This window comes from Streptomyces varsoviensis (assembly GCF_000718635.1).
GTDB lineage: Bacteria > Actinomycetota > Actinomycetes > Streptomycetales > Streptomycetaceae > Streptomyces > Streptomyces varsoviensis.
In genome coordinates this window covers 133,071-150,764 of record NZ_JOBF01000013.1, presented here as the reverse complement: position 1 = coordinate 150,764, position 17,694 = coordinate 133,071, and the positions used below count along the sequence as shown (strand labels likewise).

Genomic DNA, 17,694 nt, shown 5'->3' with positions numbered 1-17,694 from the left:
GTGACGGCGGCACTGTCGAAGGCTCGTCGGGCGCACGCAGACTCTGTCGGGTCAGCGTCCCGCTCCGTGGAGTCAGAATGAACAGCTCAGACCGGCATCCCCTGGCCCGCGGGCGTCTGCTGACGCTGTGGTCGCTGCGGCCGGGGACCCACCTGGAGTGCGGCGAGGATGTGGTGCTGCATCACCGGTGGGGCACGGAGCGGTTGGTGCGGCCGCGTGCGGTGGTGCAGGAGGCGCTGCGGCGGATGAACTTCGGCCCGGTGAACCTGGCGAACGTGCCGGGGGCCCGGAGCGGGGGCGAGCTCGACGACCTGGTCGACCGGCTGCGGCCGCTGCTGGAGTGCAGCCTTCAGTTCGAGGGCGGGGTGCGGCCGCTGCTGAGCCTCGTGACGATGTCGCCGCACGCCGAAGTCGACGTATCCGGCGGCGAGGTGGGGGCGGACACGCCCGTACGGCTGTCGCGGTTCGCCGTGTTGCGCTCCACCGGCGACGGGTTCGTCATGGAGTCGCCGCTGTCCCTGTACCGGGCGCGGCTCGCGAGCCCCGAGGCGATGGCCCTGGTCGGCATGGTGGGCCGGGCGACGACCCCGGCCGAGGTGACCGCCGGGCTGCCGCTCGACGCGGTCCGCCGCGTCCTCGGGCTGCTCGCCGCCGCGGGACTGGTGACGGTGGCACCGGGCGGGCGACCGCCGTTCGAGGAGGAGCAGGACGAGACGCTGGCCTCCTGGACCGCCATGGACCTGCTCTTCCACACCCGCAGCACGCTGGGCCGGCACGACTACGACTTCGGGGCGGTGCGCCGCCGCGCGGGCCGCGGCGGCGCCGGCTCCCGCGCCACCATGGCGGAGGGCCGGCGGGTCCCGCTGCCGCGCCCGGTCCGGGGCGGCGAGGCGGCCGGCGTCGCCGGTCTCATGGCACGCGCGGGCAGGCAGCGGGAGTTCGGGGCGAAGAGCCCCAGCCGTGAGCAGTTGGCCGAACTGCTCTTCCACGCGGCACCGGCCGCCACCGGCTCCTGCTGTCCACTGGAGCTGTATGTGAGCGTGGACGACTGCGCCGGGCTGGCGCCCGGCATCTACCGCTACGACCGCGCCGACGTCAGCCTGGTCCTGGTCAACTCCGACGCGGCGGCCCGTGGCGAGATGCAGGAGCACGCCAGGATCGGCGCACAGCTCGCCCGTCCCCCCGCCGTCCTGATCACCGTCACCGCCCGCTTCGACCGTATCGAGCGTGAACTCACCGGACCCGGATACGCGTTGGTGCTGCGCTCCGCCGGGGCCGCCCTGCACACGCTGCGCCTGGTCGCGGCGGCCGCCCGGCTCGCCGCGGTGCCGCTGGCCATGCTGGACATCGACACGGACGCGCGGGCTCTGCGCCTGGACTGGCGGGCCGAGTCGAGCGTCGCGGCGCTCGCCGTCGGCACCCCCGCGGGCGAGGGGGCCGGAACGTGGTGAACGAGGGAGGGGTCAGCGGCGGGCCGCCGTCACAACAGCAGGCCGCGCTCGTGGGCGATGCGGATGGCGTCGACGCGGTTGCGGGCGCCCAGCTTGGTGGTGATGGTCGTCAGGTAGTTGCGCACCGTGCCCACGGAGAGGAACAGGTCGCGGGCGATCTCCGGGGCCTCCGCGCCCTCGGCGGCCATGCGCAGCACATCCAGCTCACGGCCGGTCAGCGGCGACTCGGCCTCCTCCCAGGCGGCGAGGGCGAGCTGCGGGTCGACGACCCGCTCGCCCGCGGCGACGCGCCGGATGGCGTCGGCCAACTGCGAGGGCGGGGCGTCCTTCAGGACGAAGCCGCTGACCTTCGCCTGCATCGCACGGCGCAGCATCCCCGGCTTGCCGAGGCTGGTCAGGATCAGTACGCGGCAGCCCGGCACCTGTTCCACGAGGCACTTGGCGGCGGACAGGCCGTCGAGTCCAGGGAGGTCGATGTCCAGAACCGCCACGTCAGGCCGGTGCTTGAGGGCTTCCGGCAGTACCGCGGCCCCGTTGTCGAACTCGGTGACGACCTCGATGTCGTCCTCCATGCCGAGCAGCGCCACCAAGGCGCCGCGCACCATGTGCATGTCCTCGGCCAGGAGAATCCGTATCACCTTGCCCCCTTGTGATCTCCGGATCGAATGCCCACAGAGTAACCGCAAAGTCAGACACGTGTGCGAAACCGGACGTGAGAATCCCGCTTCCGTCCGGCGCGCCCCCTTGCCTTAGCGCGGCTGGACCGGATCTCAAGTACCGCTGCTCAGCCTGACGGCACCCCGAACCACCACGGTGCCGACTGGAGGCTGATGATGCGGGTGACCTTGTGGATGATGGTCCGGCGGTCCGTCCGGGCGGCGATGTACGGCGTCGGGCGCTCCTTCGTGGCGCTCGGCGCGGTCTGGATCGAGCCGGCCATGCCGCACGACGCTCCGCCCGGACCCGGTGGGCCGCCGGACGAACCCGGGGGGCCGCCGACCGGCCACCCCGAGCGGCTGTGCCCCGAAATACCCCTGTCCCCGGTGGAGCTGGCCCTCAGCCGGCAGCTCGGCACGGTCCGCCGGGTGGGGCTGTGACGCGTACCGGACCCGGCGCCGCCGCCCCCGTACGGGCGGGGGACGACGCGCGGGTCGGTGCGTTCGAGGTGGCGCTCGGCGACCCGGGCGACCCGACGGGCCCGCTCGGCCGCGCCCCGGTCGTGGCCGCCGACCGGGCCGCCCGGCTGCCGGAGGGCGCCGCCGCACTGCTGCACGAGGCCGGGCTCGGCGCCGAACTCGTGCCGCGCGCCTACGGCGGGCGCTTCCACCGCACGGACGTGCTGGCCGGCGTGTTGCGCTCGATCGCGCGCCGGGACGCGGCGCTCGGACTCGGGCTCGGCGTCGGGCAGTTCGCCGCGGCGGTGCACGTGTGGCCGGCCGGGTCGCGGCCGCAGCGCGACGAGCTGTCCGGGCTGCTGCTGCGCGGCGGCCGCATCGCCATGGCCCCGCCGGAGTTCGCGCAGGCCAACGGCCTGACCCGAAACCGCGTCCGGATCAGCCGCGACCCCGGCCACCACGGCGTCCGGGTCTTCGGCCAGAAGGCGGTGATCCCCTGCGTCGACGGGGCGGAGGCCCTGGTGGTGTGCGCCGACTCCGGCGAGCGGCGCTCCGAGTGGTCCGCGGTCCTGCTGGACGCCGAAGCCGCCCGCGAACGGGGCGAGTTGGTGGTGACCGGCCACCGGCCGGCCGCCGGACTGCGGGCGCTGACCACCGCGGGCGCCCGCTTCGAGGGCCTGCGCGCGCCCGCGTCGGCGCTGATAGGCGAGCCGGGCAGCGGCCTGGCCCAGGCGCTGTCGGTGATCCCGCTGGTCCACGGCGTACGGGCGTCCATGGCGCTCGGCACCGCGGACGCGGCGCTCCACACCGCCGTGCGGTTCGCCGTCGCCGACGGCCAGGTGGACCGGAGCGGGCCGCGCGGGCGGCGGCTGCGCGGACGGTTCGCCGACGCCTTCGCCGACCTGCTGCTCTGCGACTGCCTGGCGCTCGTCGCGACTCGGGCGGCCCATGCGCTGCCCGAGGAGGCCGCGTTGTATACGGCCGCGGCGGCCACGCTGGTGCCGCGCGTCCTCGGCGAGACGCTGCACGACCTGTCCGTGGTGTTCGGCGGGCGGCTGTTCGGCGCGGACACCGGGCAGGGGGCGCGGGCCGGGCACGCGCTCTTCGAGAAGCACCTGCGAGACCTGCCCGCCCTGTCCGGCGGGCACGCGGGCGCCTCGGTCTTCCACACCATCGTCGTGCCCCGGCTGCCGGTGCTCGCCGAGCGCGCGTGGCTGCGGCAGGCGCCCGCGCCGGCCATGGTGTTCCGGCCGGGCGAGGACCTGCCCGCGCTCGCCCCGCTGCCGGTCACCGGCCGGGCGGGCGACGGCCTGACCGCCGCCCTCACGGACGCCGGGGACGCGCCGGAGGACCTGGCCGCGCTGCTCGGGCTGCTGGCGAAGGAGCTGGGCGGGCTCCGCGACGCGTGCCTCCAGGGGCGCGCCGAGTCCGCCGATCCCCGGGCGTTCGCGCTCGCCGACCGCTACATGCTGCTCCTCGCCGCCGGAGCGGTCGCCGGGGTGTGGCGGCACGGGCGGGGCGCGGACGCTCCGCTCCTCGCGGACCCCTCGTGGGCGGTGGCCTGCCTGGCGCGGATCTGCGGGCGGCTCGGGCTGCCCGTGCCCGAGGCGGCGCGGCGGCACCGGCCGGCGGTCGAGGGCGAGGCGCTGGACCGGGCCGCGCGGCGGCGCAGCTTCGACCTGTACGGCATGGCGCTCGCCGGATGAGCGGGCGCGGCACGACCTATGGAGGTGCGGTGACCGTTTCACCGGCGAAGCCGAAGGTAAAGGCGGGGGCGGAGGTAAAGGCGGGGGCGAAGGTAAAGCCGGAGCCGGACACGGCGGGGCCGGGGCGTCCCCATTACATCGACGGGCCCGAAGGGCCCTGGGACGTGGTGCGCGACGAGGTGGCGCGGACCGGGAGCTGCGTCCTGGCCGCGGCGCTCGACGTCTGGCCCGCGACAGGTTGGTGGACCGAGGAGGGGCCACGGCTGCGCCGCCTCCTCGGGACCGAATGGCAGCGCTGGTCCGCGCTGCCGCACGAGGCCATCCGCCGCCGGTTCGCGGCGTCGCGGGTCCTGTTGAAGGAGGCGGCGGGCGCCGTGCTGCGGACACCGGCCGAACTGCTCGAACTGAGCGTCGCGCCCAGCGGCCGGCCCTATCTGCGCGGGCACGGGCAGGTGGACATCACGCTCAGCCACACCGAGCGGATGCTGGTCGTCGGGGTCACCACGCGGGGCCTGATCGGCGTCGACGTGGAGCAGGCCGACCGGAAGCTGGCCGGCGGCCAGGCGCCGCCGCACATCTGCACCCCGTGGGAGCAGGACTATCTCGCGTCACTGCCCGAACAGGAGCGCGGTCCCGCGCTCGTACGGTTCTGGACGCTGAAGGAGGCGTATACGAAGGCGATCGGGCAGGGCCTGCGCTTCCCGGTCAACGGGTTCTGCTTCGGCGACGAGGACGGCGCGCCACGCCTGCGCGGCGCCGACGGGGCGCCGCGCGCGGAGGGGACCGGCGAGGAGTGGCGCTTCGCCACGCACTGGCTGCACGGCCGGCACATCGCGGCGGTGGCCCTGTACGACACCGGGACCGGAGGAGTGGAGTACCCAGGCCGCAGCGTGCTGGACACGGAGGTGCTCCGTGCGTTCGGGTACTCCTGACCGGCACCCCGTCACTGCGCGATGCGGCGGCGGCCTTCCGGAGCCTGAGCCTGTTGCTTGGGGAACATCGGCTTGTGCAGGGGGATCTCGGCCTGGAGACGGAAGTGGCCGGGGTCCGTGAGGCCCGCGGTGAGGCGGCCGCCGAGCGCCTCCACCCGCGTGGTCAGGCTGGCCAGGCCCAGGCCGTGGCGGGCGGGCAGGGCGGCCGGTTCGGGCTGCGCGCCGTCGTTGACGATGGTGATGAGCACCGTCCCGGACTCCTGCCGGATGGTGATCTCGCAGTGCTCGGCCTTGCTGTGGCCGAGCACGTTCGTCACCCCCTCGCGCAGCACCGTCGCGAGCACCGTGCCCACCCGGTCGGGCAGTGAGCCGTGCACCACGGCCATGCTGACCTCGATGCCCGCCGCGTCGAGGACCGAACGGGCCGAGCGGGTCTCGGCGACGAGCGACAGGTCCCGGTACTGGCTGGCCACGTCCCGTACGTCGGCGAGGGCCTGACGCGAGATCTCGATGATGTCCGACACCTCCGCCACCGCCCGGGCGTCGTCGTGGCCGATCAGACGCCGGGTCAGCTCGCTCTTGAGGGAGATCGCCGAGAGGCTGTAGCCGAGCAGGTCGTGCAGGTCGCGGGCGAACCGCAGCCGCTCCTGCGCCACGGCCATCTCCGCCAGGGCCGTCCGGGTGCGGTGCACCTCGGCGACCATGTCGGTGAGCCGGATCAGGCCGTAGACGATCAGCCCGGTCAGGGCGGTGGAGATCGCCGTGTACGCGGTGTCGGGCAGGTCCGGCGTGAACGACCACTGCATGCCGCCCATCGCGACCACCACCCCGGTGAACAGCGTCCAGCACCAGGTGCTGTCGAGGACCAGGAGCGCGTCCCCGGCGATGAAGCCCGGCATGCCCACCCAGGTCTGATGGAAGACGAACAGCGGCGCGAACGCGCAGACCGCCTTGAGCAGAAAGATCGGAATGCGCCATCGGGAGGTGAGCAGGATCGCGCTGCGCGTGAAGTACGCCAGTTGGAAGAAGAGCAGCACTCCCATGCAGCCCAGCGCGAGAAACACCCCGCCGACGCCCGGCCCAGCCGCCATCGTATTGAGCAGAGCGACCAGGCCCAGACCGCATACCACCACGCTGACCACGGTCTTTGTCAGGCGCGGCGCGAGCCGGCTCACGTCGTGTCTGCCACCGGGCTCCCCGTCGGGAGGCGGCCCGGCGCCCTCCACGGCCCCTATCGTCACAGTGTCCCCCTCGCTGAAACGATCGCCAGGTGCTCTGGCTACGAGTGAGCGATTCTAGCCATCGTGTGCGACGAATGGGCAGTCTGTGAGGGAGATGTGAAACGACCCTTTACGGCGTTCCTTTACGGCGTTCCTTTACGGCGTTCCTTTACGGTGTTCGCTCAGACGAACAGCGGTACCGGGTTCAGTTGGCCGTACGGAAGGGGCTCCGCCCTGCGGCCGAGCGCCACCGGGACGTCGAACAGTCTCCCCGGCGCGAACCGCGCCCAGAAGTGCCGCAGGCCCGGGACGACCACCTTGACCACCGGGAGCCCGATGTCCGGCCGCGTCTGGTCCAGCACCAAAAGGTTCAGGCCGTGCCGGTCGCACAGCCGTCGTACGTGGTCCAGGTCCTGGGCCAGGTCCTCGTGGTGGGTGTACGGGAGGTCGGCGGCGCGCCGCGCGGGGGCGTGCGCGGCGGGCCGCAGGTAGGGCTGGTTCTGTGTGGTGGCCCGGGTCCACCAGCGCAGCGCCTCCGGGTCGTCGCAGGTGTAGCCGGTGCCGTCGGCGCGGGCCTCGACCACGGCCGGGAGCAGTTGGTTCACCTCGGTCAGCGCGCGGCGCAGCGCGATCCGCGGGTCGAAGTGCGCGCCGAACCCGAACGTGATGTCCTCGGCCGCCTTGTCGGTGCGCCGGGAGAAGGCCGCGACGACGGGGATGCCCAGGTCCGAGGTGAGGTCGAGCGCCCAGGTTTCCCGGTTCAGCGAGCGGTGCACGGCGCGGAACTCCGCGGTCCACGGATCGTCGTCGCCGTCCAGGTCGATGCCCGGCAGCCTGCCGCGGTTGTACCACCACAGGGCCACCGCGTCCCGTTCCACCAGCTCCAGGAAGCCCTGCAGCACCGCGTCCTCCAGGCTGGCGCCCGCGGCCGCGCCGTTGGAGTCGGCCCGGAAGAAGCGTGAACCGGCCATGCCCGCCGGGGTGTTGTAGTAGAGCATCGCGGTCGGCAGCAGGCGGTGCCGGCCCTCGGTCACCGACCACACGGGCGTCCAGTCCACCTCGGCGCGCTCGTCGAACGCCTCGGGCACCTGCTGGAACAGCCCGTGCGCGGCGTTCCAGTCGGCGCGGCCCGCGAACTGCCGCGGGTCGTAGAGCTGGCACGCGTCCGGATGCACGGCCGCCTCGCCCATGGCGCGTAGCGTCCCCCGGATCACGCGCTCGTCGCCGTGGAAATGGCCCGAGTGCCGCTCCAGGGCCTCGCACAGGGCGCTGACCTCGGCGTGCAGCGCCGTGGTGCCCTTGCCGCCGTTGGCGCAGCGGAGCCCGGCCCGCAGCGCCTCCATGCTGTGGCCGCCGGCCGCCGTATTCGAACCGGCGACGAAGGAGTTGAGGAAGGCGGGGCCCCGGGGGATCCGGCGGATCTCCTTCACCACCCCGGTGACGGGGCTGATCAGATGCCCGTAGGCGGCCAGCACCTCCTGCGGGGTGCGCGAGCGGTGCCCGCTGCCCCCGTCGGCGGCCTTGCGGCGCGAGGCGAACCGCACGGGCCGCTCGGCCTGTTCGGCCATCAGGCCCGGGTCGCCGCACCGCGGGCACTGCGGGCGGGCGCGCAGGTCGTGGTGGCGGCCCTCCATGGTGAACGTGTCCAGGGTCCACACCGCCGACTGGTCCGGCGCCCGGTGACCCGCGACCCAGCGGGCGGCCGCGTGCGCCACCAGATGCGCCCCGGCGCCGGTGAGCGCCGGCACCGACGCGGCGGGGCGGGGCACCGGGCCGCTGCGGCCCAGCCGCTCCTGCACGTACCTCTCGGCGCCGCGGTGCCCCCACAGCCGGTGCGCCAGGCAGTGCCAGCAGGCACCCGCGCCGGGCTCGAAGACCGGGCCGAGCCACAGCGTCGGGCCGTCGGGCCTGGCCAGCAGCCACGGCGCGCCCGCCGCGCGCTGCGCCGCGTCGATCCGCTCCAGGTCGTCGGCCAGGTAGTCGTCGCAGACCACCACGGTCAGTTCGGCGGCCGACGGGTCGCCGTCCGCCGGAGTGACCCGCAGGCCGTTGCCGTGCAGGGCCGCGCGGACCGCGGTGTCGTCCGCGCCGCCCGCGGCGAGCAGCCGGATCCGGGCGTCCGCGGTGCGCTCGGCCGCTGGTACGGGGTCGAGCCCCGCCGCCTGCCAGTACGCGAGGTCGGGGCCCTCTCGCCGCGCCGCGCCGTCGCGCCGGGTGACCAGGCCGCGCCGGGCGAGCTGCGCCAGGATCCGGCCGGCCGCGGCGTCGTCCGCGAGCGCGGCCGGGTCGGCGCCGGTCGCGAGCAGTGGTGCCAGCTCCTCAAGGGCCGGTGCCTGCAGGGCCGTCACGCCCTGCTCGGAGAAGAGGAAGGTGGCCACCCCTGGGACCACCTCGGGTCTCATGTGCCGTACGAAGCCGAGCACATGGCGTGCCGGCGTATCCGCTTCCTGTGACGTCCCCCGTATCACGGTCATGCGCCGCGGTCCTCCCGGATGCAGATCCAGGTCTGCGCCGAAAGCGCGCCGGCGGGGACGGTCCAGCGGTCCAGTTCGTCGATGACGACCAGGTCCGCGGGGTGCGCCTCGTGGGCGGCCGGGGCAACGCCGGTGCTCTCGATGTTCATCGGTCCACTCCGTTGTCGTGTGTCGGTCGCGGGTGTGGTCACAGTCTCGTCCGGCGCCGGGACCGGCTGCCAGTGTGGGCGTCATGGGGCATATGTGAAACGAACACATCCGGCGCCCTTGCGATCTCACGCCCGGTCGAGGTCGTCGTCACTGGTGCCCGCGCCCCGCTCCGCCCACCCTGAGGACGTCCTGATCCGGGATTCGACGACGGGGAGAAGCAGCATGGAGATCAAGGTTCTGGGACCGCTCGACGGACGCGTCAACGACGTGTGCGTGGTGCCGACGGCGAGCAAGCCGCGGCAGGTGTTCGCGATGCTCGCGCTGAACGTCGGGCAGGTGGTGTCCGTACCGGTCCTGATGGAGGAGTTGTGGGGCGAGCGGCCCCCGCGCAGCGCCGCGACCACCCTGCAGACGTACGTGCTGCAACTGCGCCGCCAGTTGGAGAGCGCCCTGGAGAGCGACCGCACCCGCAACGCCAAGGACGTCCTGCGCAGCCGCTTCAACGGCTATCTGATCGACGCCGAGCCGCGGGACGTCGACGTGTACGCGTACGAGGACCTGGCCGCGCGGGGCCGGCGCGCCCTGGAGGGCGGCGACGCCGAGCGGGCCGCGGGGCTGCTGCGCGAGGCCCTCGACGTATGGCGCGGCCCCGCGCTCGCCGACGTGTGGACCGGGTCCCGGCTGGCCGTCGAGCAGACCCGCCTTGAGGAGAGCCGGCTCATCGCCCTGGAGAGCCGCATCGAGGCCGATCTGCTGCTGGGGCGTCACTACTCGGTCCTCGGCGAACTGTCGGTCCTCGTCGCCCAGCACCCCTGGCACGAGAACCTGCACGTCCACTACATGGTCGCGCTCTACCACACCGGGCGGCAGTGGCAGGCGCTCGACGTCTACCGCCGGCTGCGCGAGACGCTCGTCGACGAGTTCGGCCTCGAACCCTGCCCTAGTAGCTCCGCTACGAGGACCTTCCGGCGCCTTGCGATCGCACGCACCAGACGCCGTGCGCTGATCCGACCAGGGATATGACACAGGCTCTGACGCCGGGGGGGCACCCGGCCGGTCCGGCGCCGATCGAGGCGGGTTCCACCGGCCGGGCCCAAGGTCGGCGCCGTACCGTTCTTCGACCGAGGAGGGACCATGAAGGCCCTGGTACTGGCCGGAGGGACGGGCACCCGCCTGCGACCCTTCAGCTACTCGATGCCCAAACAGCTCATTCCGATCGCCAACCGGCCGGTGCTGCTGCACTGCCTGGACAACGTCAAGGACGCCGGTGTCACCGAGGTCGGCGTCATCGTCGGCGACCGCGGCGACGAGATCCGCGCCCTCGTGGGCGACGGCGCCGATCTCGGCCTGCGCATCACCTACATCCACCAGGAGTGCCCGCTGGGCCTCGCCCACACCGTGGCCGTGGCCGCCGACTTCCTCGGCGACGACGACTTCCTCATGTACCTCGGCGACAACATGCTGCTGGGCGGGGTGCGCGAACAGGCCGAGCGGTTCCGCTCCCGCCGTCCCGCCGCCCAGGTCGTCACCGTCCAGGTGCCCGACCCGCGCGCGTTCGGCGTGGTGGAGCTGGACGGCTACGGCCGCGTGACCCGCCTCGTGGAGAAGCCCGCCCAGCCCCGCAGCGACCTCGCCCTGATCGGGGTGTACTTCTTCACGGCGGCCGTGCACGAGGCCGTCGCCGCGATCGAGCCGAGCGCCCGCGGCGAACTGGAGATCACCGACGCGCTCCAGTGGCTCCTCGAACAGGGGCACGCCGTGGACGCCGAGCGCTACCGCGGCTACTGGAAGGACACCGGCCGCTTCGAGGACGTCCTGGAGTGCAACCGCGAGTACCTGGACGGGCTGCCGCCGCGGGTGCAGGGCACGGTCGACGCGGACTCCACCGTTCAGGGCCCCGTCGTCATCGAGCCCGGCGCCCAGGTGGTGCGCTCGCAACTGATCGGGCCGCTGATCGTCGGCGCGGGCAGCGTGGTCACCGACTCCCGGATCGGCCCGCACACCTCCGTCGGCCGCGACTGCCTGCTCGCGGGCGCCGGCATGGAGTACTCGATCACCCTCGACGGGGTCTCGGTGCGCGGCGTGCGCGGCATCCACGGCTCGCTCATCGGCCGCTCCGCCAGCGTCGCCAGCGCCGAGCTCGACGGGACGGCCGGCACCCGGCACCGCCTGGTCATCGGCGACCACACCAGCGTGGAGGTGGCCGCGTGAGAATCCTCGTCACCGGCGGCGCCGGCTTCATCGGCTCGCACTACGTACGCACCCTCCTCGACGGCGGCCACGCCGGCTTCGAGGACGCGCACGTCACCGTCCTCGACAAGCTGACCTACGCGGGGAACCGCGCCAGCCTGCCCGCCGCACACGACCGTCTGGAGTTCGTCCAGGGCGACATCTGCGACCTGCCGCTCCTGCGCGACCTGGTGCCGGGCCATGACGCGGTGGTGCACTTCGCCGCCGAGTCCCATGTGGACCGCTCCCTGGACGGCGCGGCCGAGTTCGTGCGCACCAACGTCGGCGGCACCCAGGCCGTCATGGAGGCCGCGTACCGCTCGGGCACGCCCCGCGTCGTGCACGTCTCCACCGACGAGGTGTACGGCTCCATCGACGAGGGCGCCTGGACGGAGGAGCGGCCGCTGCTGCCCAACTCGCCCTACGCCGCGTCGAAGGCGGGCAGCGACCTGATCGCCCGCTCCTACGCCCGTACCCACGGCCTCGATGTGTCCGTGACCCGCTGCTCCAACAACTACGGGCCCTACCAGCACGTCGAGAAGCTGATACCGCTGTTCACCACCAACCTGCTCAGCGGCCTTGAGGTGCCGCTGTACGGCGACGGGCGCAACGTGCGCGAGTGGCTGCACGTCGACGACCACTGCCGCGCCCTCCACCTGGTCCTCACCAAGGGCCGCGGCGGCGAGGTCTACAACATCGGCGGCGGCGACGGGCGCAGCAACACCGAGATCACCGAGCGGCTGCTCCGACTCTGCGGCGCCGCCCCGTCGATGGTGCGCCGCGTCGCCGACCGCAAGGGCCACGACCTGCGGTACGCGCTCGACGACAGCAAGATCCGCGCCGAGCTCGGCTACGAGCCGCGCGTCGACTTCGCCACCGGGCTCGCCGACACCGTGCGCTGGTACCAGGACAACCCGCGGTGGTGGAAGCCGCTCAAGGACGCGGGGGCGGAGGGCGCGCCATGCGCGTCCTGATCGGCACCGGCCCCCTGTGCGGCCACTTCTTCCCGCTGGTGCCGCTCGCCTGGGCGCTGCGGGCCGCCGGCCACGAGGTCCGCGTCGCGGCGCCGGGCGACTTCTCCCCCACCGTCGTGGCGGCGGGGCTGCCCGCCGCCCCCACCGCGGAGGAGCTGCCCTTCGTCCGCTTCATGTTCCACGACCGCTCCGGCGCCGCGGTCCCGCCGCCGGCGCCCGGCACGGACCGCGCCACCCGCCTGACGCACAGCGGGCGGGGCTGGGGGCGGCTCGCCGCCGGCACCCTGGACGGCACGCTCGACCTCGTCGAGAGGTGGCGCCCCGACCTGGTGGTCTCCGAGGCCACCGAGTACGCGGGACAACTGGCGGGCGCCGCCCGCGGCGTGCCCACCGTACGGGTCGACTGGCTGTCCGCGATGCCCGAATACCGGGTCGGGGCGCGGGCCGAACTCGCCGCCGAACTCGACGCCCTCGGGCTCGGCGACGGGCTCCCCGAGCCCACCGCCCGGCTCAGCCTCCGCCCCGACCCGGCGGACGGCGCGGCCGCGCTGCGGTACGTGCCCTACAGCGGGCGGGCCGTGCAGCCCGACTGGGCGCTCGCCCCTCGGGAGCGTCCCCGGGTCTGCCTCACCCTCGGGAGCATGCTGCCCACCATCGGGCGGCTCGACTTCCCCGGGCGGCTGGCCGGGCTGATGGACTCCCTCACCGGGCGCGGCCTGGAGGTCGTGGTCGCCGTCGACGAGGGGGTGGCCCGGCGCTGGGACCCGCTGCCGCCGGGGGTGCGGGCGGCCGGCTGGCTGCCGCTGGAGCTCGTCGCCCCCGCCTGCGACGTGGTGATCGACCACGGCGGGATGGGCTCGACGCTGACCGCCGCCGTGCACGGGGTGCCGCAGGTCGTGCTCCCGCAGACGGCCGATCAGTTCGCCAACGCCGACTGGCTCGCAGACCAGGGCGCGGGCCTCGCCCTGCCGCCGGACGCCGCGGACACGGCCGAGGTCGCCGACGCCTGTACGCGCCTCCTCGACGAGCCCCAGTGGGCCAAGGGCGGCGCCGCCCTCGCCGACCGGATCGCCGCCCAGCCGTCCCCCGCGGCCGTCGTGCCGCTGCTCGAACGCCTCGCCCGCTGACCGTCCGCCCCGACACCCGCCATCCGTTCCAGGTACAGGAGGAGAACATGCTCGACGTCCCCGCCGCGCGGACGGGCCGGTCCGCGGAGACCGCCCGTCGGCTCGCGGTGTCCGCCGCGGCCACCGAGGGGGTGGCGGGCTCCCTGGCCGACGTCCGCGCCTGGTTCGCCCGGCGCGCCGCGGCCCACCGCTTCTCGGTGACCGAGATCCCCTTCGCGGAGCTGAAGGGCTGGCGGTTCGAGGAGCCCACCGGGAACCTCGTGCACGACAGCGGCCGCTTCTTCTCCGTGGAGGGGCTGCGGGTGCGCACCGACGAGGCGCACGGCGGCAGTTGGGTCCAGCCGGTCATCAACCAGCCGGAGATCGGGCTGCTCGGCATCCTGGTGAAGGAGTTCGAGGGGGTGCCGCACCTGCTGATGCAGGCCAAGATGGAGCCCGGCAACATCAACTCCCTCCAACTGTCGCCCACCGTGCAGGCCACCCGCTCCAACTACACCGGCGTCCACCGCGGTTCGCCCATCCGCTACCTGGAGCACTTCGCTCCCGGCCGGACCGGACGCGTCCTGGCGGACGGGCTCCAGTCCGAACAGGGCTCCTGGTTCCTGGCCAAGCGCAACCGCAACCTCGTCGTCGAGACCACGGCCGGCGTCGAGGAGCACGACGACTTCCGCTGGCTCACCCTCGGCCAGCTCCACCGGCTGCTCGCCGAGGACAACCTCGTCAACATGGACTCCCGCACGGTCCTGTCGGTGCTCCCCACCGGGGCCGACCCCGGGGCGTTCTCGGTGCACTCCACGGTCGACGTGCTCAGCACCCTCACCGAGGTCCGGGCCCGGCGGGAACTGGTGCGCCGGCTGGTGCCGCTGCGGGAGGTCTACGGCGCCGGATGGCACCGCGGCGGCACCGAGATCGCCCGCGACGACGGCCGCTTCTTCCGCATCGCCGCCCTCGACGTACGGGCCACGGGGCGCGAGGTGGCCTCCTGGACCCAGCCCATCCTGGCCCCCGCCGGCCGGGGCCTCGCCGCGTTCCTGGTCAAGCGGATCGCGGGCGTGCGCCACGTCCTCGCCCGGGCCCGCGTCGAGGCCGGCGCGCACAGCGTCGCCGAGCTGGCCCCGACCGTGCAGTGCGCCCCCGGCAACCACCCCGAGCCGCCGCCGTACCTGGACGAGGTGCGGCGGGCCCTCACCGGTGAGCGGGACCGGGTCCTGTACGACGTGGTGCACTCCGAGGAGGGCGGCCGCTTCCTCCACGCCGAGAACCGGTACGCCCTGATCGCCGCGGACGACCACCCGGCCGACGCCGCCGAGGGGTTCCAGTGGGTCGCCGAGCACCAACTGCACGAGCTGCTCGGCTACGGCAACTTCCTCGACGTGGAGGCCCGCACCCTCACCGCCTGCCTGCGGAGCCTGTCATGAGCGCCGCCGTGCGGCCGGTCAGGTTCGGCGTCCTCGGCTGCGCCTCCATCGCCGGGCGGCGGATGCTGCCCGCCATGGCCCGGGTCGACGAGGTGACGCCGGTCGCGGTCGCCGGCCGCGACCGCTCCCGGACCGAGGAGTTCGCCGGGCGGTTCGGCATCGAGGCCGTCGTGGGGTACGAGCGGCTGCTCGCCCGCGACGACATCGACGCCGTCTACGTGCCGCTGCCCACCGGCCTGCACGCCGAGTGGATCTCCCGCGCCCTCGCCGCGGGCAAGCACGTGCTCGCCGAGAAGCCCCTCGCGACCACCGCGGCCGAGGCGAGCGCCCTCACCGCGCGGGCGCTCGGCCGCGGACTGCTCCTCGCCGAGAACCTCATGTTCCTGCACCACCCGCAGCACCAGGTGGTCCGGGACCTGCTCGACGAGGGTGTCATCGGCGAACTCCGCTCGTTCTCCTCGGCGTTCAGCGTCCCCCCGTTCGCTCCCGACGACATCCGCTACCGGGCCGGTCTCGGCGGCGGCGCCCTGTTCGACCTCGGCGTCTACCCGCTGCGCGCCGCCCAACTGCACCTCGGCGACGACCTCGCCGTCGCCGGGGCCGTGCTCGGCCACGACCCGCGCCACGGCGTCGACACGGGCGGCGCCGCGCTGCTCACCACCGGCACCGGACGCACCGCACAGTTGACCTTCGGGATGGCCGACGCGTACCGCAGCCGCTACGAGCTCGCCGGGGAGCGGGGCCGGATCGTACTCGACCGCGCCTTCACCCCGCCCGACGACCGGCCGGCCGTGGTCCGCGTCGAGCACGGCGACGGGACGGTCACCGAGCGCACCGTCGCCCCGCACCACCAGTTCGCGCTGTCCGTACGGTCGTTCGCGCGCGCGGTGCGAGACGGTCGCGTCCGCCCGGACCCGGCGATCGTCCGCCAGGCCCGGCTCCTGGACGCCGTACGCGAGCGGGCTGTCACCACCACGGCCGTGCCCGCGCCGGCCCCCGAAGGGGCGTGCTGACCGATGGAGATCATCGGGCGCGGCTTCCTCGCCGGGCACCTCGCCCCCATCCGGCACCGCCACCCCGGCACCACCGTGCTGGCCGCCGGCGTCTCGTGCGCCGCGGACACCGCCGCCGACCAGTTCCGCAGAGAGGCCGAGCTGGTCCGCGAGACCGCGCGACGCTGCCGGGCCGAGGGGCGCCGGCTCGTCTTCTTCTCCACCGCCTCCTCCGGCATGTACGGCGGATCGGGCGGCACGGGCCGCGAGGACGACGCGGTGACGCCGCAGACCCCGTACGGCGCCCACAAGCACTCCCTGGAGCAGGAGCTCGCCGCCGGCGGCACCGACCACGTGATCCTGCGCCTCAGTCACGTCGTCGGACCCGGCCAGCCCCCGCACCAGCTCCTGCCGAGCCTGCTCGCCCAGCTCGCCGCCGGCCGGGTCGTCCTGCACCGGGGCGCCGCCCGCGACCTCATCGGCATCCACGACCTGGTGACCCTGGTCGACGCCGTGCTTCAGCGGTGCGGCCCGCGCGCCACGGTCAACGTGGCCTCCGGCGCGGCCGTGCCGGTCGACCGCATCGTCGACCACCTCCAGGCGCGGCTCGGGGTGCGCGCCGAACGCTCGTACGTCGACGTGCGCGGCGCGCACACCGTCGACATCACCAGACTGCGCCGCCTGGTGCCCGAGTCGGCGCGCCTCGGCTTCGGCCCCGGCTACTACCGAGCGGTCCTCGACCGCTACGTCCTGCCCGCCGTGGCGGCGGGCACCGCAGCACAGGAAGTGAGGACCATCTGATGGACCACGCGCACGACGCCGGAACGGGCTCCGGCCTCGACTTCGGGATCTTCTTCTTCGCCGCCGTGGGCGACGAGGCCGCCGACACCTACCGGATGCTGCTGGACGGCGCCCGCAGCGCCGACGAGCTGGGGTTCGCGTTCGTCTCCACGCCGGAGCGCCACTTCCACCGGTTCGGCGGCGCCTTCCCCAACCCGGCGGTCACCTCCGCGGCCGTCGCCGCGGTCACCGAGAACGTACAGATCCGGGCCGGCTCCGTCGTCACGCCGCTGCACCACCCGGCGCGGGTCGTCGAGGACTTCGCCGTCGTCGACAGCGTGTCCGGCGGGCGCGCGGCCATCTCGATCGGCTCCGGCTGGAACGTCAACGACTTCGTCCTCGCCAAGGACGCCTACGACACCCGCAAGCAGCGGGTGACCGAGGACGTGGCGGCCATCCGGCGGGCCTGGCGCGAGGGCACCTGGACGGGCGAGAACCCGCGCGGCGTCGAGGTCACCCTCGACCTGTACCCGCGGCCCGTCCAGAAGGACCTGCCCATCTGGCTGACCGCCTCCCGCAGCGAGGCGACGTTCCGCCAGGCCGGGCGCCTGGGCACGAACGTCCTCACGCACCTGGAGAACCAGGACCTCGGCGCGCTGCGCGAGAACGTCCGCGCCTACCGCGAGGAGTTCGCGGCGCACGGCGTCGGCGGCCGCGGCAAGGTCACCGTGATGATGCACACGTACGTGGCCCCGACCACCGAGGAGGCCCGCGAGGTCGCGGTGCCCTGGCTCAAGCGCTATCTGCTCACGGCGCTCGACCTGGAGACCCGGGCGGTCTCCTCCGGCGGGTCGATGAGCGGGGGGCGCAGCGGGAATCCGCTGATGGCGGAGGAGAACGGGCGGCGGCGGGTGGCCGAACTGGGCGTGAACCGGTACCTGGCCGGGACGTCGCTGATCGGGTCGGTGGAGGAGTGCGTGGATGTCGCCGCGAAGGTGCGGGACGCCGGGGCGGACGAGGTGGCGTGCCTGGTGGACTTCGTGGCGGACCATGAGCGGATGCTGGCCGGGCTGCCCTGCCTGAACGAGGTCCGGCGGCGGGTGGCCACGGGCTGAGCGCGCGCCGC

16 protein-coding genes are annotated in these 17,694 nt (G+C 74.1%); 12 read left to right on the top strand and 4 right to left on the bottom strand.

The features are described from left to right. The first annotated feature begins 77 nt into the window (after positions 1 to 77). Positions 78 to 1,451 carry a SagB family peptide dehydrogenase gene (locus IF55_RS19280; protein WP_030878164.1) on the top strand — a complete coding sequence of 458 codons (1,374 nt, stop codon included), beginning with the start codon at positions 78 to 80 and terminating at the stop codon, positions 1,449 to 1,451. A 29-nt stretch (positions 1,452 to 1,480) separates the two neighbouring features. Here the strand turns inward: IF55_RS19280 and IF55_RS19275 are convergent, their stop codons facing one another. Next, positions 1,481 to 2,089: a response regulator transcription factor gene (locus tag IF55_RS19275; RefSeq protein WP_030878161.1), complete on the bottom strand. Its 609-nt coding sequence runs from the start codon at positions 2,087 to 2,089 to the stop codon at positions 1,481 to 1,483. Positions 2,090 to 2,290: 201 nt separating this feature from the next. Between IF55_RS19275 and IF55_RS19270 the strand changes: the two genes are divergently transcribed. Genes IF55_RS19270 through IF55_RS19260 form a run of 3 tightly spaced genes read left to right on the top strand, consistent with a single transcriptional unit; the run spans position 2,291 to position 5,204 of the window. Beyond that, on the top strand, positions 2,291 to 2,548 hold the full coding sequence (locus IF55_RS19270; RefSeq protein ID WP_157854294.1) for a DUF6059 family protein: 258 nt from the start codon (positions 2,291 to 2,293) through the stop codon (positions 2,546 to 2,548). Next, positions 2,545 to 4,272 carry an acyl-CoA dehydrogenase family protein gene (locus IF55_RS19265; protein ID WP_048832187.1) on the top strand — a complete coding sequence of 576 codons (1,728 nt, stop codon included), beginning with the start codon at positions 2,545 to 2,547 and terminating at the stop codon, positions 4,270 to 4,272. Before IF55_RS19270 ends, IF55_RS19265 begins: the two co-directional genes overlap by 4 nt. Positions 4,273 to 4,301: 29 nt before the next feature. Then, on the top strand, positions 4,302 to 5,204 hold the full coding sequence (locus IF55_RS19260) for a 4'-phosphopantetheinyl transferase family protein (RefSeq protein WP_157854293.1): 903 nt from the start codon (positions 4,302 to 4,304) through the stop codon (positions 5,202 to 5,204). Between the two features lie 11 nt (positions 5,205 to 5,215). Here the strand turns inward: IF55_RS19260 and IF55_RS19255 are convergent, their stop codons facing one another. The 3 genes from IF55_RS19255 to IF55_RS39440 form a co-directional block, all read right to left on the bottom strand. Next, complete coding sequence (locus IF55_RS19255) at positions 5,216 to 6,295, bottom strand: sensor histidine kinase (RefSeq protein ID WP_078644796.1); 1,080 nt, start codon at positions 6,293 to 6,295, stop codon at positions 5,216 to 5,218. A 311-nt stretch (positions 6,296 to 6,606) separates the two neighbouring features. Beyond that, positions 6,607 to 8,898: a TOMM precursor leader peptide-binding protein gene (locus tag IF55_RS19250; RefSeq protein WP_030878150.1), complete on the bottom strand. Its 2,292-nt coding sequence runs from the start codon at positions 8,896 to 8,898 to the stop codon at positions 6,607 to 6,609. Further along, a complete protein-coding gene (locus IF55_RS39440; RefSeq protein WP_157854292.1) occupies positions 8,895 to 9,047 on the bottom strand; it encodes a hypothetical protein in 153 nt (50 codons plus the stop codon). The genes IF55_RS19250 and IF55_RS39440 overlap by 4 nt, the downstream gene beginning before the upstream one ends. A gap of 223 nt (positions 9,048 to 9,270) precedes the next feature. Here IF55_RS39440 and IF55_RS19245 point away from each other — a divergent pair, with 223 nt between their 5' ends. From IF55_RS19245 to IF55_RS19210, 8 genes are all read left to right on the top strand, one after another. After that, a complete protein-coding gene (locus tag IF55_RS19245; protein ID WP_078644699.1) occupies positions 9,271 to 10,071 on the top strand; it encodes an AfsR/SARP family transcriptional regulator in 801 nt (266 codons plus the stop codon). Between the two features lie 111 nt (positions 10,072 to 10,182). Then, a complete protein-coding gene (locus IF55_RS19240; RefSeq protein WP_030878145.1) occupies positions 10,183 to 11,259 on the top strand; it encodes a glucose-1-phosphate thymidylyltransferase in 1,077 nt (358 codons plus the stop codon). Continuing rightward, positions 11,256 to 12,251: a dTDP-glucose 4,6-dehydratase gene (rfbB, locus tag IF55_RS19235; RefSeq protein ID WP_030878142.1), complete on the top strand. Its 996-nt coding sequence runs from the start codon at positions 11,256 to 11,258 to the stop codon at positions 12,249 to 12,251. The genes IF55_RS19240 and rfbB overlap by 4 nt, the downstream gene beginning before the upstream one ends. Next, positions 12,239 to 13,378, top strand: a complete 1,140-nt coding sequence (locus IF55_RS19230; protein ID WP_030878132.1) for a nucleotide disphospho-sugar-binding domain-containing protein — start codon at positions 12,239 to 12,241, stop codon at positions 13,376 to 13,378. The genes rfbB and IF55_RS19230 overlap by 13 nt, the downstream gene beginning before the upstream one ends. A gap of 47 nt (positions 13,379 to 13,425) precedes the next feature. Then, entirely contained in the window at positions 13,426 to 14,796 is a 1,371-nt protein-coding gene (locus tag IF55_RS19225) for an NDP-hexose 2,3-dehydratase family protein (RefSeq protein ID WP_030878129.1), read from the top strand. Further along, positions 14,793 to 15,809, top strand: a complete 1,017-nt coding sequence (locus tag IF55_RS19220; RefSeq protein WP_030878127.1) for a Gfo/Idh/MocA family protein — start codon at positions 14,793 to 14,795, stop codon at positions 15,807 to 15,809. Before IF55_RS19225 ends, IF55_RS19220 begins: the two co-directional genes overlap by 4 nt. Positions 15,810 to 15,812: 3 nt before the next feature. Further along, positions 15,813 to 16,589: an NAD-dependent epimerase/dehydratase family protein gene (locus IF55_RS19215; protein WP_030878125.1), complete on the top strand. Its 777-nt coding sequence runs from the start codon at positions 15,813 to 15,815 to the stop codon at positions 16,587 to 16,589. Then, positions 16,589 to 17,683, top strand: a complete 1,095-nt coding sequence (locus tag IF55_RS19210) for a MupA/Atu3671 family FMN-dependent luciferase-like monooxygenase (RefSeq protein ID WP_063764003.1) — start codon at positions 16,589 to 16,591, stop codon at positions 17,681 to 17,683. The genes IF55_RS19215 and IF55_RS19210 overlap by 1 nt, the downstream gene beginning before the upstream one ends. Positions 17,684 to 17,694: the final 11 nt, after the last annotated feature.

Coding starts and splice junctions, on each gene's coding strand:
- IF55_RS19280 (WP_030878164.1), top strand. CDS start 78: ATGAACAGCTCAGACCGGCATCCCCTGGCCCGCGGGCGTCTGCTGACG.
- IF55_RS19255 (WP_078644796.1), bottom strand. CDS start 6,295: ATGGCGGCTGGGCCGGGCGTCGGCGGGGTGTTTCTCGCGCTGGGCTGC.
- IF55_RS19250 (WP_030878150.1), bottom strand. CDS start 8,898: ATGACCGTGATACGGGGGACGTCACAGGAAGCGGATACGCCGGCACGC.
- IF55_RS39440 (WP_157854292.1), bottom strand. CDS start 9,047: ATGAACATCGAGAGCACCGGCGTTGCCCCGGCCGCCCACGAGGCGCAC.
- IF55_RS19245 (WP_078644699.1), top strand. CDS start 9,271: ATGGAGATCAAGGTTCTGGGACCGCTCGACGGACGCGTCAACGACGTG.
- IF55_RS19240 (WP_030878145.1), top strand. CDS start 10,183: ATGAAGGCCCTGGTACTGGCCGGAGGGACGGGCACCCGCCTGCGACCC.
- IF55_RS19230 (WP_030878132.1), top strand. CDS start 12,239: ATGCGCGTCCTGATCGGCACCGGCCCCCTGTGCGGCCACTTCTTCCCG.
- IF55_RS19225 (WP_030878129.1), top strand. CDS start 13,426: ATGCTCGACGTCCCCGCCGCGCGGACGGGCCGGTCCGCGGAGACCGCC.
- IF55_RS19220 (WP_030878127.1), top strand. CDS start 14,793: ATGAGCGCCGCCGTGCGGCCGGTCAGGTTCGGCGTCCTCGGCTGCGCC.
- IF55_RS19215 (WP_030878125.1), top strand. CDS start 15,813: ATGGAGATCATCGGGCGCGGCTTCCTCGCCGGGCACCTCGCCCCCATC.
- IF55_RS19210 (WP_063764003.1), top strand. CDS start 16,589: ATGGACCACGCGCACGACGCCGGAACGGGCTCCGGCCTCGACTTCGGG.